The organism is Bacillus sp. P4_D3, assembly GCF_056401855.1.
Genome location: NZ_JBFUIN010000039.1, coordinates 1 through 22,373, shown reverse-complemented (window position 1 = coordinate 22,373; position 22,373 = coordinate 1). Strand labels below are relative to the sequence as shown.

Genomic DNA, 22,373 nt, shown 5'->3' with positions numbered 1-22,373 from the left:
CTGCAATCTCTTCATATGTAAGAACGCCACGTTTTTTTCCAAGCTCAGTGAGTTGTTCTTTCACTTGCTCAAGGGTCATTTCAGTTTCAATTTGTTTAGAACGAGCTGGTTTATCAGCCATCTGTTCCCCTCCTTACGCGAGATACAAACATTCATTATACTAAAATTTTATCGAAAAAGCTATTTTCTTGCTTTTTGACTTTGTAAATATGCCACATAATATTTAGCAGCCTCTACAGGATCTGTTTTTTCCATTTGTTTTACTTTAAAGATAATTTCCATCTTTTCAAGTTTCTCTTTATGGCGTCTTAACGCCTCCAAATGACCTTGTAACGCTTCTTCTGTGTACTCTGGATTAATAAATTCATCCGTCGAAATATCAGTGATAATATTTTTCAACTTTTCATCAGAGAGCCAACTTAAAAATGTTCCGACTGAAGGTTCATTTCCCTTTTCATAATATGCGTATAGTTCATATAAAATCCCTTTATGTTCTTCTGTATAAAAATCTTCTATATGAGGTTCCATACGTACTGTCACTTCTGCACTTTGCAACATATGGTAGATAATTTCTCTTTCTGCCCTTTCAAAACCTGTTAACTTCGGCTTCGTTTGAACAATTTGAGATGGCTTAGAAACCTGCTTTATTTGTTTTTGCTGTACCTTTTGTTCTTTGCGATATTGGTGCAATTGATTCAAAAGTGTTTCCATTGAATACGAAAATTCTTGCGATAATGATTTTAAATATGATTCCGCCTGCATCGCATCCTGTAGCAATGATAACTCTTTTAAAACACTTTTTACATATTCTTCTTTGCCAGACTCATCTTGCAAATTTTTCCCTAAACGCAAATGATTTATTTTGAAACCAACAAAACTTATACTTGATTTCACAAGATTTTCAAAAGCGGTTGTCCCATATTGTTGCACATATTCATCAGGGTCAAGCTTATCTGGCAAGGATGTAACTTTCACTTGGCAACCAACTTGCAATAGTAATTGCCCTGCTTTCATCGTCGCTTCTCGCCCTGCTTTATCACCATCATAGCAAAGAACAACAGTTTCAACGTTACGTCGCAGAAGTTTCGCTTGTTCTTCAGTTAAGGCTGTTCCCATTGTCGCAACAGCTTCTTCCACACCACTTTTCACCGCAGCTAGTACATCGGCATAGCCTTCAAAAAGGACAACCTGCCCACGTTTTCTAATAAACGGCCTTGCTTGGTGGAAATTATACAACAGCTTACTTTTGTAAAAAATCGGTGTTTCAGGACTATTTAAATATTTCGGAGTGTCATCTCCTAACGCCCTTCCACTAAACGCTATCACCTTACCTTGTAAAGTATAAATCGGAAACATAACTCTTCCGCGGAAGCGGTCATAATGACTGCCATCCTTCTCACTTCTTACAAGAAGGCCAGCTTGTTCCATACTAGATAGCGACAAACCTCTTTTTTGTAAAATTTTCGTTGCTGCATCCCAAGCTTGTGATGCATAACCAATTTCAAATTTCTCAATCATCTCTTTTGTAATACCACGTTTTAATAAATATGAAAGTGCTTCATTTCCTTCTTCTGTATTTACTAATAAATGATGATAATACTTTTTCAAAAGTTCATGAGCCTGTTGCATGATGACAGTGTCATCAGATATGTCTTCTTGTTGTTGTTGTCCTTGCCCTGATGTATATTCTGCAACTGCAATTCCATTTCTTTCGCCAAGCTTTTGAACAGCCTCGGTGAAAGCAAGTCCTTCCATTTTCATAAGAAAAGAAAATACATTTCCACCTTCTCCACATCCGAAGCAATGAAAAATTTGCTTATCAGATGAAACAGAGAACGAAGGAGAATTCTCACCATGAAATGGACAAAGACCGAAATAGTTACGTCCCTGCTTTCTAAGTTGAACATACTCACCAATCACTTCTACAATATCAGATGATGTCCGAATCTGTTCAACAACTTCTTCGGGAATTCTGTTCCCCATAAATCCATCTCCGTGTCGTATTTTGTATTCGATATAAATTAAAAGATTCCTTTATAATTCGACAATATTTTTCTGAATTTGTTAGAAAGTACTGTCGATCACATTGTGTAAACGATTTTGGACCTTTCGTATAAGTCCCCAGTCTGCGTAAATTCGCAGATACATACTACTATATAAAATTGTATCCATTTGCTCATCTGTTACAAATGTATCTCTTGGAGACAATACATATACTCCTTTTTCACAAGAAGACTAGCAAGCACTATAACCTGTATGATCATGAGATCTGTAGCTTTTGCATGTTGATAAATATAACAATCCACTTCATCTTGCTCAGAATCTACATAGACCCAATTGCCTTGCTGTTTTCTTGAACGATGAGCATAGGATGCGACAAACAAAATTTCGACATAAAATTTTGTTCCAACTTGCACAATTACATTCTTCACGGGATACGCATCTGCATCAAATAATATCTTACTGATGTTTTGCATATTTCTGTATTCTACATCCCTTCTGTGAATCCTTCCATAATGTGCGTTTTCTTGTCTAGATTTTGTCGATTTAACGTAAATACATGTCTTTTTCGAAAATCCTATCCCTAGTTTATTCTGAAAAATTAAAGTCTAAACGTAAAATATAGGTTTTTATCACAATTTTTTATTATAATATATTTTCTTCAACTACGCTACATATCCCTTTAATTTTCATCTTACATTTAAAGATAACGAAATCGTTCCTTTAGCATAATAAAAAAAACAGAAGAATATAAGTATAACCATTCCGCTATATTCTATTACTAAGCCGAAAGTTCATGCTCTACTTCGCATCTTCCTCTACCGCCTTCTCACGAGCGAAAAAAGCACATTCACCTTTGGTAAATGTGCTAAAACATTTTTTGGTTTTGCACTGCATTCACAATAATATTTGCTGTTTCTTCAATCGCCTTATTTGATACATCAATCACTTGACAATTTATTTTATTAATTACTTCCTCAAAATGACCAAGTTCTTCTTGAATACGATTAATATTTGCATATGTTGCTCCATCACTTAATCCAAGTGATTTCAATCGTTCTTTTCGAATATGATTTAACTTATCCGGTATGATTTTCAAACCGAAACATTTCTCTTTTGCCACTTGATATAATTCCTCAGGTGGATCCACTTCCGGTACAAGTGGTACATTGGCAACTTTCAAACGTTTGTTATGCGCTAAATATTGTGAAAGTGGTGTTTTTGATGTACGTGAAATTCCAATCAACACGATATCAGCTTTTAAAATACCACGTGCATCTCTACCATCATCATACTTAACTGCAAATTCAATCGCTTCAATTTTTTTAAAGTACTCTTCATCTAATCTTCGAACGACACCTGGCTCATACCTTGGTACTTGCCCTGTAATTCCTTCAATTTGATCGATAAGAGGTCCGATAATATCGTATGCCTCTACTCCTTCTTTTGCCGCTTCTGTCAATAAATATTGACGCATATCAGGCTTTACTAACGTAAAACAAATAAGCGCTTGATTGCTCTTGGCAATCGAGATTACTTCTTTTAATGTCCCTGTATCTTCTACATACGGTACACGTCTAATATCAGGAGCGAATGGGAACTGTCCCATTGCCGCTCTAACAACCAAATCAGCCGTTTCTCCTACAGAGTCAGATACGACATATACGATTTTATTATCCATTACATTACCTCACTTTAAACAAATTACACTTATTCGTTATTTACTAAATTTACAAACGCACGTGTAATATTTGTTTTTGTAATTCGCCCAATCACTTCTAAACCTTGTTTCGTATCCTTCACAACCGGCATCGCATCAATCTGTCTTTCTATTAATTCCATCGCAATATCATATAAAGAATCCTCCCTGCGACACATCGCAATGTTTGGCATCCTTGTCATGATAATATTAACCGGAAGAGAGGTTAAATCCTGCTTTCCTAAGCTAGCTCGTAATAAATCTTTACGAGATACAACGCCAACTAATAAAGTAGATTGATCTACAACAAATAATGTACCAACGTCCTCTAGAAACATAGTACAGATTGCATCGTATACTGATACATTTTTATCAATTACAGCCGGTCTAGATTGATAATCTTGCACTTTAATTTTCTTAACAGCTTCAGATAATAGCTGTCCCCCGGTTTTACCCGTATAAAAATAACCTACACGTGGACGCGCTTCTAAATAACCAGCCATCGTTAAAATTGCTAAGTCTGGTCTTAGCGTTGCACGTGTTAAACCCAATTGCCCAGCAATTGACTCCCCTGTAATAGGACCGTGATCTTTTACAATCTGAATGATATGCTCTTGCCGTTTATTCAGCTCTATGATAATCACCACCTTTAATGCACAACGAAAAAAGTTATACTATCTCTTAAATATTATATACTAAATATGCTATTCGAAAAAGAAAGTATGTAAAAAGGACCGTATACGGCCCTTTTTATATTTGAAACTTATCAAGTTGTTCCAAGAAACGCCTTGTTTTCAAATAAATCCCACAATATTCATCATAATATGTATTCAATACTGTGCGCATTTGTTTTTTTGTACTATCCTTCACCGATACATTACCGAGCCGGTGTAGATCGAAGTGAAGAAAGAGACGTAATAATTTATGAACAGCCTCTCCCACCGGAATACGATACGGATCTTGTTCCGCATGACGCGAGCACAGAAAACCGCCTTCCCTGACAGAGAAGGCGACAAAATCTGTTTCTTGATGACAAATAGCACATGTATCAAAGTACGGGTGCATCCCTAATACCGGAAGCATTTTCGTTTGATAAATTAATGATAATGCTTCTGGGTCAACACCCTCACACATATAATGCAACGTTTGATATAACATTTCAAATAAATACGGATTATGCTTCTTATCTTCTGTTGCTTTATCAGTTAATTCGATAATAAATGATGCATAAGCAGTTAAAAATATATCCTCGCGAATTTCTTTCATAGATGAAATAATCTCGCCTTGTTGCAAAGTTCCAAGTCCAGATCCAATTTGAATAAGAAAATGACCATGTGTCATAAGTTGCGAAATAGCCGCTAACCGACTCTTCGGTTTTTTCGCCCCTCTTGCCATTGCACTTATCTTACCAAATTCCCGTGAGTATATTGTAACAATCTTATTTGTTTCTCCGTAATCTGTTGTACGGATGACAATGCCCTCAACTTTTTGAAACATGTTCGTCACCATCCAAGGTTTGAACAAAACGGGTCAAGAAATTGGAGAGTCTAGATGCGCTAACTCCTCTTCATGTTGATCCATCTCATCGTTTACGTCTTTTTCCATTTCTTTCAAAAGCAAATACGTTTCAATGCTTCCTGTTTTGGAGAAAAACTTCCAGGTAAAATCTAGCATAAGAATCCACCTTTCTCAATAAGCGTAGCCTATAAAGCAATTTCTTTTGTTGTTATTAAATTGACCCATTTTGTTCATTTTCATGTGAGAAAAATTTTTCCTAATTTATCAAGGTTCATAAAAACCAATAATCAGTGGATGAACAAAACACCCACTGATCACAACTTTACTTCATATTAATACTCGTCTTCACGGAAACCAAGGTCACGAAGCTGTGACATCTTATTACGCCAATCTTTTTGCACTTTCACCCATACTTCTAAAAATACTTTAGAACCAAGAAGTGCTTCAATGTCAAAGCGAGCTCGCTTACCGACTTCTTTTAACATCTTCCCTTGCTTACCTATAATAATTCCTTTTTGTGATGCACGTTCAACAACAATCGTTGCGKTTATATAAACCGCTCCGCCCTCACGCTTTTGAATTGCATCAATAACAACCGCTACAGAATGCGGTACTTCTTCACGTGTTAAATGTAATACTTTTTCACGAATAAGCTCTGAAATAATAAATCGCTCTGGATGATCCGTTACTTGATTATCCGGGTAATATTGCGGTCCTTCTGGTAAATACTTTTTAATTGCTCCGATTAACGCTTCAACGTTATTACCGTCCAATGCAGAAATTGGCACAATCTCCGCGAACTCATATAGTTTACGGTATTGATCAATTAACGCTAATAATTGCTCAGGATGAACTTGGTCAATTTTATTAATTACTAAAAATACCGGTTGTTTCGTTTCTTGTAATTTCTCAATAATAAATTCCTCACCACGACCATATCCTTCAGTTGCATTGACCATAAACAGAACAATATCAACTTCTTTTAATGTCGTTTGAGCCATCTTCACCATGAAATCGCCTAGTTTATGTTTAGGTTTATGTATTCCTGGTGTATCAATGAAAACTACTTGTGAATCATTTTCTGTATATACACCTTGAATTTTATTACGAGTTGTTTGTGGCTTATCGCTCATAATAGCAATTTTTTGGCCAATAATACGATTTAAAAATGTAGATTTCCCAACATTCGGTCTGCCAATAATAGAGACAAAACCTGATTTATAACCTTTTCTATTCATGTAAATCCTCCGCTAAAAATGCTCCTGGTAACAATTCTCCGACTGTTGTCTCTTGAACATCACCATGTAAGTTTGATAGGTATACTTTCGTATCCTGTTTACATAATTCTACCATAACTTGTCGACATGCTCCACAAGGAGGTACTGGACGCTTTGTATCTGCTACGACTGCAATAGCTACAAACTCGTTATCTCCTTCAGAAATCGCCTTAAATAACGCTGTTCTTTCTGCACAGTTACATAAACCATATGATGCATTTTCAACATTACATCCACGATATATTTTTCCATCCTGAGTTAGTAAAGCTGCACCTACTTGAAATTTAGAATATGGTACGTACGCTCGTTTACGCGCTTCGGTTGCTTCTTGAATTAATTGTTTGCTATTCATATTCCCGCATCCTTTCCGTTCACAGATGTGAATAGATACACTCTTTCATTAAAGGCCTTCACGGCGCTCCCAAAGCTTAATAAAAGCTTCGGAATGCAACTATACCATATACGGTAAAAAGATAATAGCACCAATTACAGCAGCTATAATTGCAAACAATAAAACTGCCCCCGCCGCAACATCCTTTGCAATTTTCGCAAACGGATGAATATCCGCGGTTGCTAAGTCTACTGTTTTTTCAATAGCCGTATTCACCATCTCTAAACCCATTACAATCCCTATCACAATAAGTAATACAATCCATTCCGTTGTTGTAATATGGAAATAAAAGCCGCAGCACATAACAATGACTGCGGCTAAAGAATGAATTTTCATATTTCGTTCATGACGAAGACAAAAGTATATACCAGCTATAGCATATCCAAAACTATCTAAAAGTTTTCCTTTTTTCATCGTCCTAATCCAAAGGCCTCTAAAATTTCTTTTTGTCTTCCAAACATTTCTTTTTCATCTTCTTCTGTCATATGATCATAACCAAGCAAATGCAAAAAGCCATGTAGTGCTAAAAACCCAAGTTCTCGATCAAAAGAATGTCCATATTCTTCCGCTTGTTCTTTTGCTCTTGGAATAGAAATAATAAGATCTCCTAACATACGCGGCATTTCCGCACCGACGATTTCCATCTCGCCTTCTCCCATTTCTTCCATTGCGAAAGAAATAACATCCGTAGGTTGATCCTTATCTCGGTAATCACGGTTTATTTCACGAATACGTTCATTATCTACAAACGTAACCGATAATTCTGCCCCTTCTTCTATATTTTCCATTTGGGCTGCTTTCTCTACCAATCCTCGAATCAAACTTATATATTCGTCTTTCACTTCTTCTGTTTCATCAATAAAATCAATTAATAAACTCATTCTTTCTCCTTATCTTCCGGCAGCTCCGGATATGTAATACGAGAATGGAAAATACCATTTAACGTTTCACATAACGTTTTACAAACAATTTGTAATTCTTTAAATGTCAAATCACATTCACTAAATTGCCCATCTTGCAAACGATCTTTAATAATACTTTGCACTAAGTTATTAATTTGATCTGGCGTTGGATGATTCATTGAACGTACCGCCGCTTCTACACTATCAGCAATACCAACAATTGCCGACTCTTTAGATGTTGCTTTTGATCCTGGGTAGCGGAACATCTCTTCCTTATATTTCTCTTTATCTTCCTTAATCGCTTTATAGTAAAAATATTTAAGTAACGTTGTACCGTGATGCTGTCCAGCAATATCAATAATTTCTTGAGGAATATGATATTCCTCTAACATCCTCACCCCATCAGTTACGTGAGCGATTATAATATCTTTACTCGTTACAGGGTCTAATCTATCATGCGGGTTTTCAATCCCCATCTGGTTTTCAATAAAAAACTGTGGTTGTACTGTTTTTCCCACATCATGATAATACGCCCCTACACGAGCCAACACTCCATTTGCTCCAACCGCTTCACAAGCAGCTTCAGAAAGATTCGCTACCATTACACTATGGTGATACGTACCCGGTGCTTCTAATAAGATTTTGCGCAAGAGCGGGTGATTCGGACTTGAAAGTTCCATTAATTTCATACTCGATACAATTCCGAGCCCACTTTCTAAATACGGTAAAATCCCCATAGCTAGAACAGAAGAGATAATCCCCGAAACTGCTGCCATTAATAATTGCGTACCAATTTCAAGAGGTGAAAAGTTCCCATTTCGTAATAGTAGCAATGCCGCCAATACGACTACATTTAATACGGAAACGAGTATACCAGCTTGCAAAATCATCGTACGACGATTTTTTTCTCTCAAGAAGATGCTAACCGATAATGAACTTAACAAAACATAAATCCCTACACTATAATTCAGTGTACTCGTTACACCTTCATTAAACATAATACTTCCGCAAACAGAAAAAATCATACTTGTTAAAAATACAAATCGGTCACCAATCATTAATTTCACAAGTATTGTCCCCATCGCGACCGGAACAACATACGCAATTCCTGCATATTCAAGCTTTTGGAATAAACTAATGATTTTCATTAAAACAATCGTGATAGACAGAATTGTGATGTATGCTAAAACATACGGCCTATCTTCTCTTTTTCGCTGTAAAAATACTTCAAACTGCTTATGCATAAAGTATAGCAACACACAAATGAGCACCGCCAAACCAACATAAGGTTGGAAGCTATTACCTTTCTCTAGCAACCCAACTAATTTCAACTGATTATACATATCACTTGAAATCGTTTCTCCTTCTCTCACAAGAACTTGCCCTTGAAGGATATAAACAGGCGGCACTAAATCTTCCTCTGCTTTTCTCTTCTCTTTTGTTAAAGTCGGATCATAAAAATAATTTGCTGAAATTGCATATTTCCCTAGTGCCTTAATAGCTTCTTTTAAACCACTATCGACATTAACATTATTCAACTCACTTACATACCGCTCTTTAGCGTCCTTCAATTCGTCCATTTTAATATGCATAGCCATTATACTATTAACGGCTGTGACTGCTGCATCTTTTGCTAATACCAATTGGCTTGAATCCGCGTTAATCAAGTTTAGTAAGTTTGAATCCGATAAATCTTTTGTTAAATCGACAGGTAGTTTCTTTTTCAACTTGTCCACTTTATCAGCATCGGTAATCTTTTTTTGCTCATCTGGTCCAACAGCTTTAATCTCTTGCACCACTTCATCTACCTTAGCAAAAACATCATTAACAATATCCACTTTATTTTGTTTAAGCTCACTTCTATATGTATACTGATCTTCAACTTTGGTAGCGGCTTCTTTTTTCTTTTTTTCCGTTGTAACTTTATCTTCAATTTTAATAGGAGAGTGGATTGTTTTTTTAGCAATAGAGTATATTTCAACATCTAATTGCTCTGGTTTTACATTATTCATAAGTGCAAAAAACAGTACTGCTCCTAATAAAACGTAAGAAATCCAACTTAGTTTTTTCGAATGTTGTAAATTACGAAACCACTTAGAAATTTCTTGAGATCTTGACATGATTTCAATACCTTCTCCTCTCCAGAAATAAAGTGAAACTATTTATAGCTTTCATTTCTTCCAGCCAACGATGCTTTTTAGGACCATATTTTTATAGACCATCACCTATAGTTTATTTCCCTCGTCTTTAATGATAGTAAAAAATATGTCCTTCGCCAACCTTATCATACAAAAAGAAATGATCCTGACAAATAGGATCATTCCATTTTATCATATGCCTCAATAATACGTTGCACTAACTGGTGTCTCACAACGTCCGTTTGTTCCAATGTAATGAACGAAAGACCTGATACACCAGATAAAATATTAGCAGCAATAGAAAGACCTGACTTTACCCCTTTTGGCAAGTCTACCTGTGAGGGATCCCCCGTAATAACCATTTTAGAACTAAAACCTAATCGTGTTAAAAACATTTTTATTTGAACACCAGTTGTATTTTGCGCCTCATCTAATATAACAAATGAATCATCAAGAGTACGCCCTCTCATATAAGCAAGAGGTGCAATTTCAATTACACCACGTTCCATCATACGTTGTGTATATTCTTGTCCAAGAATATCATGTAACGCATCATATAGTGGTCGTAAATACGGATCTACTTTTTCTTTCAAATCACCTGGTAAAAACCCTAAGCTCTCTCCAGCTTCTACAGCAGGTCTTGTTAAAATAATTTTCTTTACATACCCTTGCTTTAAAGCTCTCACAGCCATTACTACGGCTAAGTATGTTTTTCCTGTCCCAGCAGGCCCTATCCCAAATACAATATCATTCTTTTTCATTGCATGAATATATCGTCTTTGCCCCATCGTTTTCACACGAATGGATTTACCTTTTGCCGTTTTAAAAATTTCCTCTTCATATAACTCTTCGAATTGAGCAATTTTCCCTTGTTGCCCAAGCTGAATCGCATACGCAACATCTCTTTCCGAAATTGATACACCTTTACGGATAACAACAAGTAACTGTTGTAAGATTTTTTCTACGAGCACCACAGTTTCATCTGCCCCAGATACACGAACAGATTCTCCTCTAGTCACAATCGATACACTAAGTTCTCGTTCAATTACTTTTAAATGAGCATCATTTACCCCAAAAAGAGCGATTGCTTCGTTAGGGTTTTCCAATTGTTGGTTCATTTCTACTAATTGTTCTGCCATTACTCAGTCTCCTTGAATATCGAATTCAGATATTGGTTGTGGCTCTGCAATATTTTCAATCACTGTATAATGTAATGTGACCTTTAGGTGATCCGCCTCAACCTCTTTACTCAAAATGTTATCACTTACAATCATAGCATGTTCATCCAATTTTTTCTTCAGTTCTTTTTCTGCCATCTCTTTCGCTACTTTCATTGCTTGTTTTTCGGTATATTCTCGGTTCGCTTCTTCCTCTTCTCGTACAATATCTTTCTCGTATGCAACTGGTAATGTGAATCCAAATAATTTCACATCATGTTTTACACTTTCAGTACGAGAGCGTTTATACTTATCCTGCTGAAATCCCCATATTTTTATTTTAGCACTCCCAAATTTAAGAAAATATTCATTATACGAATTACCAGTATACACTTGAAATTGCGTCTTTAACGGAACATCCACCTCAGATTTATACCACGTTTCTCCATATACAATCCCTTTAGCCGAAACAATTGTCGGATTCTCCTCATTACCATACATCCCCGAGACGAGAAGTTGCCCCTTTTCTACATGGTCATTTTTCATGACAACAGGCTTCCCAACTTCCACAAATGTTTTTGTAATAATCCCTTCTTTTTTTGCTACTAAGTTTTGTGGCTGTTGTTCACTTTCTTTTTTCGGTTCATTTTTTTCAACAATCTTAAAATGATATGTTGTCCCTCTTATTTCTAATCCCGCCCAAGTAATCGCATTAATATTGTCTGTCAAATGACGTTGAACATCTTCTACATTCGGCATTTGGAACTGTAATTTCCCTTTTTTTATACCCATTTTGTCCAATTCTTTCATCAATATATATTCCGTTTCAGGTTTTGCTCCTGTAATTTCAATTTTCCACACCATATTTGACAATGCAATCATCCCGAAAAAAAATATTAAAAACCCAATTAAAAATCCACTATTTTTAATTAAACGCTTATTCCAAAACGGAAAACCGTAACGTCCAATAAAATATAATTTACATTCATTTTTTCTATAAATTGGTTTTATCTTTTTCACATCTCGTAATAACATACAAAAAACTAACGTTTCATCAGCTATCTTCTTTACATCCCAAACGAGTAATTTCCTCCGCACACACTCGTTAACAAAGCGTTCCGCTCCTCTACCTTCAATTCGCACCTTTACATACCCAAGCCATTTTATAAACCATTTATTTTTCATCGACTATCTCCACTACCTTTCTAAAAGTAGATACACTACTTTTCAATTCGATTATCAAACTAGCTCGTACTAAATTAGCAGATTCCTTGATCCTCACTAATTATTAACCTTCACGAGCCAGTTTTTTTACGTGGAACTCAATTCCCACCTATCCTCTTTGTACGAACCGAATATTGAGGCCAGAACGTTATCACCTGTTAATACAAGGTAACGAAGAAAAACTTCACAAACGGAAGTTTCTCCTCACTCCTCTTTCTTTTCATTTTCTAAAAACGTCACTTGTTCAATAATCCCTTCAAGTAACAGTTCTTCTGGAAGGATTGTTTTAATAACAAAGGATTGACCTTTAATTAATAATTGACCATGTTTCAATAGCAATCTTACCTCTTTATCTGAAAATACTAATAATCCTCGATGATTTTCTATATAGATATGTACTTGCCCAACAAGCGTGATCCGAGGTAGATCCATTAACACATCCACTGGCAGGTCTATTTGCTTCGTTAACCAATTCTTCATTTGTTCTAATTTCTTCATCTCAAAAGACCCCCTCTCATCCCATATGTATGAAAAAAGAGCTTGTAATATCACGTCCAAACTGAAAAAAGCATAAAAAAACGTCTCATACGAAATGAGACGCTTTTTTATGCTAATAGCTGGATAACCAGCTTATTCACAAGTGATCCGTCTGTTTTACCTTTTACTTTCGGCATAACAGCAGTCATCACTTTACCCATATCTGCTTTAGATGTAGCACCAACTTCAGAAATAACTTGCTTAATTATATCCGCTAGTTCTTCTTCTGTTAATTGCTCCGGCAAATATGCGCTTAAAATCTGAATTTCACTTTGCAGTTTATCAACAAGGTCTTCACGACCAGCTTTTTTAAATTCAAGGAGGGAGTCCTTATACTGTTTTACTTCACGAGCTAAAACTGTTAATTCCTCTTCTTCAGTAAGAGTATGTTGCAGTTTAATACCTTCATTTTGTAAAGCAGCCTTAACCATACGAATAACGGTTAATTTTTCTTTTTGTTTATTCTTCATCGCTTGTTTCATATCATCGTTTAAACGACCGAGAAGACTCATAACTTACACCCTCTCTTAGAACTTACGCTTTCTTGCCGCTTCAGACTTCTTCTTACGTTTTACACTTGGCTTTTCATAAAACTCGCGCTTTCTTGCTTCAGCAAGTGTACCAGTTTTAGAAACCGACTTTTTAAAACGGCGAAGTGCATCCTCCAAAGACTCGTTTTTACGAACGACTGTTTTTGACATTCTCTTTCCCTCCCTCCGAAACATCACACTTACATACTAACTTCAGCATGCAAAAAGAAACACTTCTTCAGCATGTCTTTTACGATTATAATACATTTTATCACTTCAGGTCAACTATTTGGCAGAATAAAAGAAGAATTGATGCTCTTCCTTTTTCAAAAACTATGTTGATAGCCTTTATCTCTTCCCCTAAAAATAAATATATTTTTATTACTGGATCTTTTTTATACAAGGATACGCTCAAAAATCACTCATTTAACGAACAACCCACTGCATCTTCTTTCAATACTTAACTTCTCCATGAACGAAAAAAAAGCATTAACGGGCAGTAAAACTCCCATCTCAAAATTCGGCTGAAGCAAAGAAGTTAGGTGGGAGATCAACTGCCCGTAAACGCCCGATTGGTGARGGCTAATAATCAGTGGGGATGAACAAAACCCCCCACTAATTAAAGTTTCACTTTATTATGCGCTTGCTGATTCTTTTTTTACATCATCTTCAAGAACACGAACAAACTGCGCTTCATTATATGGATAACCAGCTTTTGTAATTTTCACTTTTACTAGCTTACCAATCAATTCTTCAGATCCTTCAAACACAATTTTTAAGTAGTTATCTGTATAACCTACATATAAACCTTCACGGTCACCATCTTTAAATGTCTCTTCCGGAATGATTTCAAGTACTTCACCTTCAAATCCAGAAGCATACTCTTTCGCTAATTGATTTGATAGCTCAATTAAACGGTGAACACGATCGTTCTTCACGTCTTCAGGAATTTGATCTTCCATACGTGCTGCTGGAGTACCTGTACGTTTTGAATAAGGGAAAACGTGTAATTCAGAGAAACGATTCTCTTTAATGAAATTGTACGTTTCCATGAATTCTTCTTCTGTTTCACCTGGGAATCCAACAATTACGTCTGATGTAATCGCAAGACCTGGTAACGCTTCTTTCAAACGATCTAAACGCTCTTGGAAAAATTCCATCGTATACTTACGGCGCATACGTTTCAATACAGTATTAGATCCTGACTGTAATGGAATATGCAAGTGACGTACAACTACTTCTGATTTATCTAACACTTCAATTACTTCATCAGAAATTTGACTCGCCTCAATAGAAGAAATACGAAGGCGTTTTAATCCGCCTACTTTCGCTTCCATATCGTGCAGTAATCCCGCTAAGTTATACTCTTTTATATCTTCACCGTACCCACCTGTATGAATACCTGTTAATACGATTTCTTTATAGCCCGCATCTACTAATTGCTGCGCCTGTTTAATAACTTCTTTTCCATCACGAGAACGCATTAAACCACGCGCCCAAGGAATGATGCAAAATGTACAGAAGTTATTGCAACCTTCTTGTATTTTTAAAGATGCACGTGTACGGTCCGTGAAATATGGTACATCGAGCTCTTCATATACACGTGTTTTCATGATATTGCGGACAGCATTAATTGGTTGACGCTCTTTACGGAATTCTTCGATGTATCCTAACATCTTCTCACGATCTTGCGTACCAACAACAATATCTACACCTGGAATTGCCATAATTTCTGCTGGAGATGTTTGTGCATAACACCCAGTTACACAAATTACCGCATCTGGATTTTGACGTACAGCACGTCTAATTACTTGACGGCTTTTTTTATCTCCAGTATTTGTTACTGTACATGTGTTAATAACATATACATCAGATTTTTTTTCATATTCAGTTCTTTCATAACCACCTTGTTTAAACAATTGCCAAATCGCTTCTGTTTCATAGTGGTTTACTTTACAACCTAACGTGTGGAACGCAACAGTTGCCATTGATTATCACCCCATCAATTCAAAATGATAAGAAGCGGCACTTAACGCATAAAGCGGAGCCGTTTCTGTTCTTAAAATTCTTGGTCCTAAACTACATGGTACAAATTTATGTTCACGAAGTGCGGTTATCTCTTCCTCCGCTAAACCGCCTTCCGGCCCAAATACAATCAGCAGCTTTTGGCCTCGTTTAATCGTCGATAAAGCTTTCGCAAAATTAGATTTCTCACCTTGTTTCGCTTCTTCTTCATACGCAACAAGACAAACATCATACTCGCTACTCATCGACAGCAGTTGTTTAAATGATGAGGGAACGTGTACTTCTGGAATTTCACTTCTATGCGATTGTTCCGCAGCTTCTTTTACAATTTTTTTCAAACGCTCAACTTTTTTATCTGCTTTTTTCGCATCCCACTTTACAATAGATCGAGATGCTTGAAATGGTAAAAATGCAGCTGCCCCAAGCTCAGTTCCTTTTTGAAAAATTAACTCTAGCTTGTCTCCTTTCGGCAGTCCACTTGCAATCGTCACGAACACAGGAAGTTCGCTTGACGCCTCTACCCATTCTACAATAGTGGTATCCACAAATTCACTGGTAATTTCAGCAATTGAACACTCTGCTGTTTGACCATTTACACAGCAATAAATGTGGTCACCAGCTGACATACGCATCACTCTTGCGATGTGATGAACATCATCACCCATTATACGAATACTTGTCTCATTTACATATTTCTCTTCTACAAAATAACGTTGCATATAATCACCTTAGTAGAGTTTCGTTCCTTTCGTAAGTCAACACTTACGAAAAGAACGAAACGTTATCATTTTCATATAACAAACGGCAAGTCCCTCACCTTATACGGTGAGAGACTCCCCTGTTCTTTATAGACTAAAATCTATATTACGCATTTCGTGCAATAATTGCTACCCAATCTTCCATTCGAAGCACTTCTTCAATTGTAAATCCAGCTTTTTCTAACGCTTCAGAAATTACTTTTTCTTTCGCCCCAATAATACCAGATGTAATAAATAATCCACCTGGCTTCACAACTCTCGCTGCATCTTCAGGGAATAGAAGAATAATTTCCGCTAGTAAATTTGCTACGATTAAATCAACTGGACCTTCAATACCTTCTAATAGACTATTCTGTCCAACATTGACAATGTCATCTGTTTTATTTAAGCGCACATTCATTTCTGCACTTTCAACTGCAACTGGGTCTAAATCATACGCTTGAACAGAAGCCGCACCTAATTTTGCCGCAGCAATACTAAGTACCCCTGAACCTGTCCCCACATCAATCACAGTATCACCTGGCTGAACCGTTTTTTCTAACGCACGAATACACATCGTTGTTGTTGGATGTGTCCCTGTACCAAACGCCATACCTGGATCTAATTCAATAATTTTTTCATCTGGAGAAGACGGTGTATACTCTTCCCACGTCGGCACAATTGTGAATGTATCAGAAATTTGAACTGGATGATAATACTTCTTCCAAGCAGTAGCCCAATCTTCCTCATCGACTTCATTAATTGTAATATTTCCTGTACCAATTTCGATGTCGAAAGATGGTAGTGCATCAATAGATGATTTTACACCTGCAACCGTTTCGTGTAAAGAATCCGTTTGTGGGAAATATGCTTTTACCAAAACACCCTCACTTGGATATTCATCTGGGTTAAGTGCATAAATCTCACCGTATTGTTGCTCGCGCTCTTTCGTCAACTCCGCTGGGTCCTCAATCACAATCCCGCTAGCGCCTGCTTCATGCAAAATATGAGAGACAGCTTCTACTGCTTCTTCTGTTGTATGAATACTAATTTCTGACCATTTCACAATTTACCAACTCCATTTTTTATTTCCATTATTCCCCTTTGAAAGCACGTTTAAGCTTTCTGAATAAGCTATCATCCTGCTCTTCTTGCCCTGCAAATTCACGCAATAAATCTTTTTGATGTGAAGTTAATTTCGTCGGCACAACAACACGAACGACTACATATTGATCTCCTTGACCATATCCACGTACGTTTGGAGCACCTTTTCCTTTTAAGCGGAATTCTGTTCCTGTTTGTGTTCCTGCTGGAATTTTCAGCTTCACTTTGCCATGAACGGTAGGAACTTCTACTTCCGCACCAAGTGCCATTTGCGCAAATGTTAATGGCATTTCGCAAATAATGTGATCCCCTTCGCGCTCAAAGAATTCATGATTTCTCACATGAACAACAACATATAAGTCACCTGCCGGTCCGCCATTTACGCCTGCTTCACCTTTTCCAGATACACGAATTTGTTGACCATTATCGATACCCGCTGGAATTTTAACATTGATTTTTTTGCGTTTACGAACTTTACCAGAACCATGGCATGTCGTACATTTCTCTTTAATCATTTGACCTGTTCCTGAACAATGCCCACAAGCTTGACGGTTTACAATACGCCCAAATGGTGTATTTTGTTCTACACTTACTTGCCCTGATCCTGAACAATGTTTACATGTTTCTTTTGAAGTCCCTGGTTTTGCTCCGCTACCCTTACAAGTATCACATGGATCCTCCACTGGAATCTCAACATTTAATTCTTTACCAAAAATAGCTTCTTCAAACTCTAAAGTAACTTGATATTGTAAATCAGCACCTTGACGCGGAGCATTCGGATCACGACGTCTGCCGCCACCGCCACCAAAGAATGAACTGAAGATATCTTCAAATCCGAAACCACCGCCGAAGTCGCCTCCACCGAAACCTTGATTCGGACCCGCGTGACCAAACTGATCATACTGCGCGCGTTTTTGATCGTCACTTAATACTTCGTATGCTTCTTGTACTTCTTTAAACTTTTCAATTGCATTTTCTTCTTTACTTACGTCTGGATGGTACTTTTTAGCCAAACCACGATACGCTTTTTTTATTTCATCTTTAGAAGCACCCTTGCTAAGTCCAAGGACCTCATAATAGTCTCGTTTATTCATAAATTTGCAACCCCCGAATCTTTCACATAAACGTAATTTTAACACCGAAAGAAAGTGCTTTGCAACAAAGTTTCCTCACTTACAGTATGCAAAATAAAAAACTTAAGATCCTCACACATTTCTTCTTATTCGTGAAAAAAGCCAAAGCCAAGGCACGCTTGACTTTGACTTTTTGTCATCTTACTTATTTTATTTCACTGTATTACTTGTCTTCTTTTACTTCTTCAAACTCAGCGTCTACTACATTATCTTTTTTCGCGCCAGCGTCTTGTGCTCCTTGTGCACCTTCTGCTTGCCCTGCAGCTGCTTGAGCTTGCTCGTATAATTTAACAGTTAATTGTTGTACGATTTCTTGAAGAGCATCTTTTTTCACACGGATTTCTTCAAGTTCGTTTTTCTCGATTGCCGCTTGTAATGCTTCTTTCGCTTCCGTTGCTTTCGCTACTTCAGCTGCATCTACTTTACCTTCTAAWTCTTTTACAACTTTGTCTGTTTGGAATACAAGTTGGTCAGCTTCGTTACGAAGTTCAACTTCTTCCTTACGTTTTTGGTCAGCGTCAGCATTTGATTCCGCTTCTTGTACCATACGATCTACTTCTTCATCAGAAAGACCTGAAGAAGATTGGATTGTAATAGTTTGCTCTTTACTTGTTCCTAAGTCTTTTGCACGTACGTTAACGATACCGTTCGCATCAATATCGAATGTTACTTCGATTTGTGGAATTCCACGTGGTGCTGGCGRAAGGTCTGTTAATTGGAAACGACCTAATGTTTTGTTGTCAGCTGACATTGGACGCTCACCTTGTAGTACGTGAATGTCTACCGCTGGTTGGTTATCAGCAGCTGTTGAGAATACTTGTGACTTACTTGTTGGAATTGTAGTGTTACGCTCGATTAATTTCGTGAACACACCACCCATAGTTTCGATACCTAAAGAAAGTGGAGTTACGTCTAATAATAGAACGCCCTCTACATCACCAGTAAGTACGCCACCTTGAACTGCAGCACCTAATGCTACAACTTCATCTGGGTTTACACCTTTGTATGGCTCTTTACCAGTTTCACGTTTAATTGCTTCTTGTACAGCTGGGATACGAGTAGAACCACCAACAAGGATAACTTTATCTAATTCGCTTGGAGAAAAACCAGCGTCTTTTAATGCACGACGAGTTGGCTCTAATGTTCTTTCAACAAGACCAGCTGAAATTTCTTCGAATTTAGCTCTTGTTAACGTTAATTCTAAGTGTAATGGACCAGCAGCTCCAGCACTAATGAATGGTAATGAAATTTGTGTTTGTGTTACACCAGAAAGATCTTTCTTCGCTTTTTCAGCTGCATCTTTCAAACGTTGAAGTGCCATTTTATCTTGGCTTAAATCAATGCTATTTTCTTTTTTGAATTCAGCTACTAAATGATCGATGATAACTTGGTCAAAGTCATCTCCACCAAGACGGTTGTCACCAGCAGTTGAAATAACTTCAAATGTTCCATCTGCTAACTCAAGGATAGATACGTCAAACGTACCGCCACCTAAGTCATATACTAGAATTTTTTGTTCTTCATCTTGTTTTTCTAAACCGTAAGCAAGTGCTGCTGCTGTTGGTTCGTTAATGATACGCTCTACTTCTAAACCAGCAATACGACCAGCATCTTTTGTCGCTTGGCGTTCTGCATCGTTGAAGTATGCTGGTACTGTAATAACAGCTTTCGTCACTGTTTCACCTAAGTACGCTTCAGCAGAAGCTTTTAAGTTTTGTAAAATGATTGCAGAAATTTCTTGAGGTGTATAATCTTTACCTTCAACTTCTACTTTATAGTCTGTACCCATATGACGTTTAACAGACATGATTGTATTTGGGTTTGTAATTGCTTGACGTTTCGCAACTTCCCCAACTTGACGCTCTTCATTTTTGAAAGCTACAACAGAAGGTGTTGTACGATTTCCTTCTGGATTTGGGATAACCTTTGGTTCTCCACCTTCCATAACAGCTACACAAGAGTTTGTTGTACCTAAGTCAATACCGATAATTTTACTCATGGCGAATCCTCCTACTTTTATGTAAATTATTGATTTACTTTTACCATTGATGGGCGAATCACACGGTCTTTTAGTTTATAACCTTTTTGGAATTCTTCAACTACCGCGTTTGATTCAAATTCACTGTCTTCCACTTGCATAATAGCTTGGTGTTCATTCGGATCAAACTGTTTACCAACAGCTTCAATCGCTTCAACACCTTCCTTAGTCAACGCTTCTAGCAATTGACGATGCACCATTTCCATACCTTGTAACAAGGATTTCGTTTGCTCGTCAGTCGCTTCCACTTGCATCGCTCTTTCAAAATTATCAAGAGCTGGCAAAATATCTGAAACTAGACTTTGTGCTCTATATTTATCAGCAGCCTGTTTATCCATTTGGACACGGCGCTTATAATTTTCAAAATCAGCTTGTAGACGTAATGTGCGACCTTCCGATTCCGTTAGTTTCGCTTGTAACTCATCTACTTTTTCTTGTAAAAGAGCAGCCTCACTTTTTTCTTCTACAGTTTTTTCACTGTTTTCTGGCGTGACAGCTTCTTCAACTTGCGCTTCTTTCACTTCTTCTACCACTTGTTCGTTACGCTCTTCCACAATTTTCACCTCCTTAAAAGGTATTAGGTATCATGCTTAGCATGATTACCTAAGCATTATATATTACGCACAGCAATGAAAATTTCATCACTTGAGCGAATGTATTACTCTCATTTACTTTTTAAGTCCGTCTGTAAATTGTCTTGTAAATAACTGCAGTAAACTAATTACACGAGAGTATTGCATTCTCGTCGGACCTAAAATTGCAATTGTTCCAAGTTGCTCTTCTCCAATCGAATACGTTGCAGAAATCAAACTGCAATCCTCCATTGCCGTAGAAGAATTTTCTCTACCAATTTTCACTTGAATTCCGACTTGTTTATGACGCAAAATGTCATAAAACGCAGCCTCATTATCAATCATCGTCAGCAAAGATCTTACTTTGTGAATGTCATGGAACTCTGGTTGCGAAAGCATATTTGCTTTTCCTCCAAAGTATATCTTTTCCGATAAAGGGACTTGAAATGTACCATCTAACATTTTTATTGCACTATCGTAATTATGAACATACCCACGCAAGACTGTAACAATCTCTTTAAAGATTTTATTATGAAGTTCTGCCATAGGTATACCAGATAGCTTTTCATTTAAAATATTAACCATTTTTTCTAAATCTGATAAATCAACAGATTCCGGAACGGTAATCGTTTTACTTTGCACATGCCCTGTATCTGTTACAATAATAGCGACTGCTGTTTGACGATCAAGCGGTACAATTTGTACATTTTTAAGTTTATTTGTGCTCAATTTGGGACCAAGAACAATGGCCGTATAATTCGTAAGCTCTGATAAAATTTGAGCTGATTGTTGTGCAATTTTTTCTGCTTCAAAAATTCTTTCAGCAAATAAATCTTTAATTTGTACAATTTCATCGGTCGGTAAGTTTTGCGGCGCTAAAAGATGGTCTACATAAAATCGGTATCCTTTTTCAGAAGGAACACGCCCAGAAGAACTATGCGTTTTTTCAATAAATCCTAATTCTTCTAAATCAGCCATTTCATTTCGAATAGTAGCTGAACTAAACGTAATTTCATCTTTCTTAGCCAACGTCCTCGAACCAACTGGTTGCGCTGATCCAATAAAGTCATCAACAATTGTTTGTAAAATTAAGAGCTGACGTTCCGTAAGCATCTCATCATCACCTCTGTTAGCACTCTTTGTCTTCGAGTGCTAAATCTATTAATAACTTACCAAAATTGACATTCAATTGTCAACGGAAACGTCACGAAATAACAAAAATTTTTCACGCTTATGGCACATTTAATTAATCAATCAAAAATGACTGGAATACTTCATTCCCTAATAGTTTCCCTTTCCTCGTTAAACAAACATGTCCATCTCTGTTTTCAAGTAATCCTTGTTCTTGATTACTTTGTAACTGCTTTGCAAAAACATGGTCCATCTCCAC

At 37.0% G+C, this 22,373-nt stretch carries 24 protein-coding genes and 1 pseudogene; all 25 read right to left on the bottom strand.

Going from position 1 to position 22,373, the window contains the following annotated elements:
• Positions 1 to 121, bottom strand: a 121-nt coding sequence (locus tag AC1DTM_RS08585; RefSeq protein WP_477000156.1) for an RNA polymerase sigma factor region1.1 domain-containing protein, incomplete at its 3' end; no start/stop codon positions are given.
• A gap of 59 nt (positions 122 to 180) precedes the next feature.
• On the bottom strand, positions 181 to 1,983 hold the full coding sequence (gene dnaG, locus AC1DTM_RS08580; RefSeq protein WP_002067179.1) for a DNA primase: 1,803 nt from the start codon (positions 1,981 to 1,983) through the stop codon (positions 181 to 183).
• Between the two features lie 200 nt (positions 1,984 to 2,183).
• Positions 2,184 to 2,477, bottom strand: coding sequence for a DUF188 domain-containing protein (locus AC1DTM_RS08575; RefSeq protein WP_002160453.1), 294 nt, complete (start codon positions 2,475 to 2,477; stop codon positions 2,184 to 2,186).
• A 392-nt stretch (positions 2,478 to 2,869) separates the two neighbouring features.
• On the bottom strand, positions 2,870 to 3,682 hold the full coding sequence (locus AC1DTM_RS08570) for a pyruvate, water dikinase regulatory protein (RefSeq protein ID WP_002160452.1): 813 nt from the start codon (positions 3,680 to 3,682) through the stop codon (positions 2,870 to 2,872).
• 29 nt (positions 3,683 to 3,711) lie between these two features.
• On the bottom strand, positions 3,712 to 4,344 hold the full coding sequence (gene ccpN, locus AC1DTM_RS08565) for a transcriptional regulator CcpN (protein ID WP_087947415.1): 633 nt from the start codon (positions 4,342 to 4,344) through the stop codon (positions 3,712 to 3,714).
• 106 nt (positions 4,345 to 4,450) lie between these two features.
• Positions 4,451 to 5,197: a DNA repair protein RecO gene (gene recO, locus AC1DTM_RS08560; protein WP_016106175.1), complete on the bottom strand. Its 747-nt coding sequence runs from the start codon at positions 5,195 to 5,197 to the stop codon at positions 4,451 to 4,453.
• Between the two features lie 33 nt (positions 5,198 to 5,230).
• Positions 5,231 to 5,374, bottom strand: a complete 144-nt coding sequence (locus AC1DTM_RS08555) for a YqzL family protein (RefSeq protein ID WP_000883924.1) — start codon at positions 5,372 to 5,374, stop codon at positions 5,231 to 5,233.
• Positions 5,375 to 5,550: 176 nt separating this feature from the next.
• Entirely contained in the window at positions 5,551 to 6,456 is a 906-nt protein-coding gene (era, locus tag AC1DTM_RS08550) for a GTPase Era (RefSeq protein ID WP_477000155.1), read from the bottom strand.
• Positions 6,449 to 6,847, bottom strand: coding sequence for a cytidine deaminase (locus AC1DTM_RS08545; RefSeq protein ID WP_002111886.1), 399 nt, complete (start codon positions 6,845 to 6,847; stop codon positions 6,449 to 6,451). The genes era and AC1DTM_RS08545 overlap by 8 nt, the downstream gene beginning before the upstream one ends.
• Before the next feature lie 99 nt (positions 6,848 to 6,946).
• The gene (locus AC1DTM_RS08540) at positions 6,947 to 7,300 is read right to left on the bottom strand and encodes a diacylglycerol kinase family protein (RefSeq protein ID WP_016106176.1); all 354 of its coding nucleotides are present in this window, start codon (positions 7,298 to 7,300) and stop codon (positions 6,947 to 6,949) included.
• The gene (gene ybeY, locus AC1DTM_RS08535) at positions 7,297 to 7,767 is read right to left on the bottom strand and encodes an rRNA maturation RNase YbeY (protein ID WP_002088675.1); all 471 of its coding nucleotides are present in this window, start codon (positions 7,765 to 7,767) and stop codon (positions 7,297 to 7,299) included. The genes AC1DTM_RS08540 and ybeY overlap by 4 nt, the downstream gene beginning before the upstream one ends.
• Complete coding sequence (locus AC1DTM_RS08530; RefSeq protein WP_016106177.1) at positions 7,764 to 9,908, bottom strand: HD family phosphohydrolase; 2,145 nt, start codon at positions 9,906 to 9,908, stop codon at positions 7,764 to 7,766. Before AC1DTM_RS08530 ends, ybeY begins: the two co-directional genes overlap by 4 nt.
• A 197-nt stretch (positions 9,909 to 10,105) precedes the next feature.
• Positions 10,106 to 11,065, bottom strand: a complete 960-nt coding sequence (locus AC1DTM_RS08525; protein ID WP_002160446.1) for a PhoH family protein — start codon at positions 11,063 to 11,065, stop codon at positions 10,106 to 10,108.
• A 3-nt stretch (positions 11,066 to 11,068) separates the two neighbouring features.
• Positions 11,069 to 12,268 (bottom strand): sporulation protein YqfD, encoded by a 1,200-nt coding sequence (gene yqfD / locus AC1DTM_RS08520; protein ID WP_016106178.1) that lies wholly within the window; start codon positions 12,266 to 12,268, stop codon positions 11,069 to 11,071.
• 243 nt (positions 12,269 to 12,511) lie between these two features.
• Positions 12,512 to 12,805 (bottom strand): sporulation protein YqfC, encoded by a 294-nt coding sequence (gene yqfC / locus AC1DTM_RS08515; RefSeq protein ID WP_002088680.1) that lies wholly within the window; start codon positions 12,803 to 12,805, stop codon positions 12,512 to 12,514.
• A 107-nt stretch (positions 12,806 to 12,912) separates the two neighbouring features.
• Complete coding sequence (locus AC1DTM_RS08510) at positions 12,913 to 13,356, bottom strand: GatB/YqeY domain-containing protein (RefSeq protein ID WP_000054578.1); 444 nt, start codon at positions 13,354 to 13,356, stop codon at positions 12,913 to 12,915.
• A 15-nt stretch (positions 13,357 to 13,371) separates the two neighbouring features.
• On the bottom strand, positions 13,372 to 13,545 hold the full coding sequence (gene rpsU / locus AC1DTM_RS08505; RefSeq protein WP_002088683.1) for a 30S ribosomal protein S21: 174 nt from the start codon (positions 13,543 to 13,545) through the stop codon (positions 13,372 to 13,374).
• Positions 13,546 to 14,009: 464 nt separating this feature from the next.
• Positions 14,010 to 15,362, bottom strand: coding sequence for a tRNA (N(6)-L-threonylcarbamoyladenosine(37)-C(2))-methylthiotransferase MtaB (mtaB, locus tag AC1DTM_RS08500; RefSeq protein ID WP_199715063.1), 1,353 nt, complete (start codon positions 15,360 to 15,362; stop codon positions 14,010 to 14,012).
• A 6-nt stretch (positions 15,363 to 15,368) separates the two neighbouring features.
• Positions 15,369 to 16,118 (bottom strand): 16S rRNA (uracil(1498)-N(3))-methyltransferase, encoded by a 750-nt coding sequence (locus AC1DTM_RS08495; RefSeq protein ID WP_002160444.1) that lies wholly within the window; start codon positions 16,116 to 16,118, stop codon positions 15,369 to 15,371.
• A gap of 145 nt (positions 16,119 to 16,263) precedes the next feature.
• Positions 16,264 to 17,202, bottom strand: coding sequence for a 50S ribosomal protein L11 methyltransferase (gene prmA / locus AC1DTM_RS08490; protein ID WP_002111903.1), 939 nt, complete (start codon positions 17,200 to 17,202; stop codon positions 16,264 to 16,266).
• A gap of 28 nt (positions 17,203 to 17,230) precedes the next feature.
• Positions 17,231 to 18,334 carry a chaperone protein DnaJ gene (gene dnaJ / locus AC1DTM_RS08485; protein WP_002160443.1) on the bottom strand — a complete coding sequence of 368 codons (1,104 nt, stop codon included), beginning with the start codon at positions 18,332 to 18,334 and terminating at the stop codon, positions 17,231 to 17,233.
• A 202-nt stretch (positions 18,335 to 18,536) separates the two neighbouring features.
• Positions 18,537 to 20,372 (bottom strand): chaperone protein DnaK, encoded by a 1,836-nt coding sequence (dnaK, locus tag AC1DTM_RS08480; protein WP_477000154.1) that lies wholly within the window; start codon positions 20,370 to 20,372, stop codon positions 18,537 to 18,539.
• 26 nt (positions 20,373 to 20,398) lie between these two features.
• The gene (grpE, locus tag AC1DTM_RS08475) at positions 20,399 to 20,965 is read right to left on the bottom strand and encodes a nucleotide exchange factor GrpE (RefSeq protein WP_016106181.1); all 567 of its coding nucleotides are present in this window, start codon (positions 20,963 to 20,965) and stop codon (positions 20,399 to 20,401) included.
• A 114-nt stretch (positions 20,966 to 21,079) separates the two neighbouring features.
• Positions 21,080 to 22,096: a heat-inducible transcriptional repressor HrcA gene (hrcA, locus tag AC1DTM_RS08470; RefSeq protein ID WP_002015201.1), complete on the bottom strand. Its 1,017-nt coding sequence runs from the start codon at positions 22,094 to 22,096 to the stop codon at positions 21,080 to 21,082.
• A gap of 133 nt (positions 22,097 to 22,229) precedes the next feature.
• Positions 22,230 to 22,373, bottom strand: a pseudogene (locus AC1DTM_RS08465) (radical SAM family heme chaperone HemW); the annotation flags it as partial.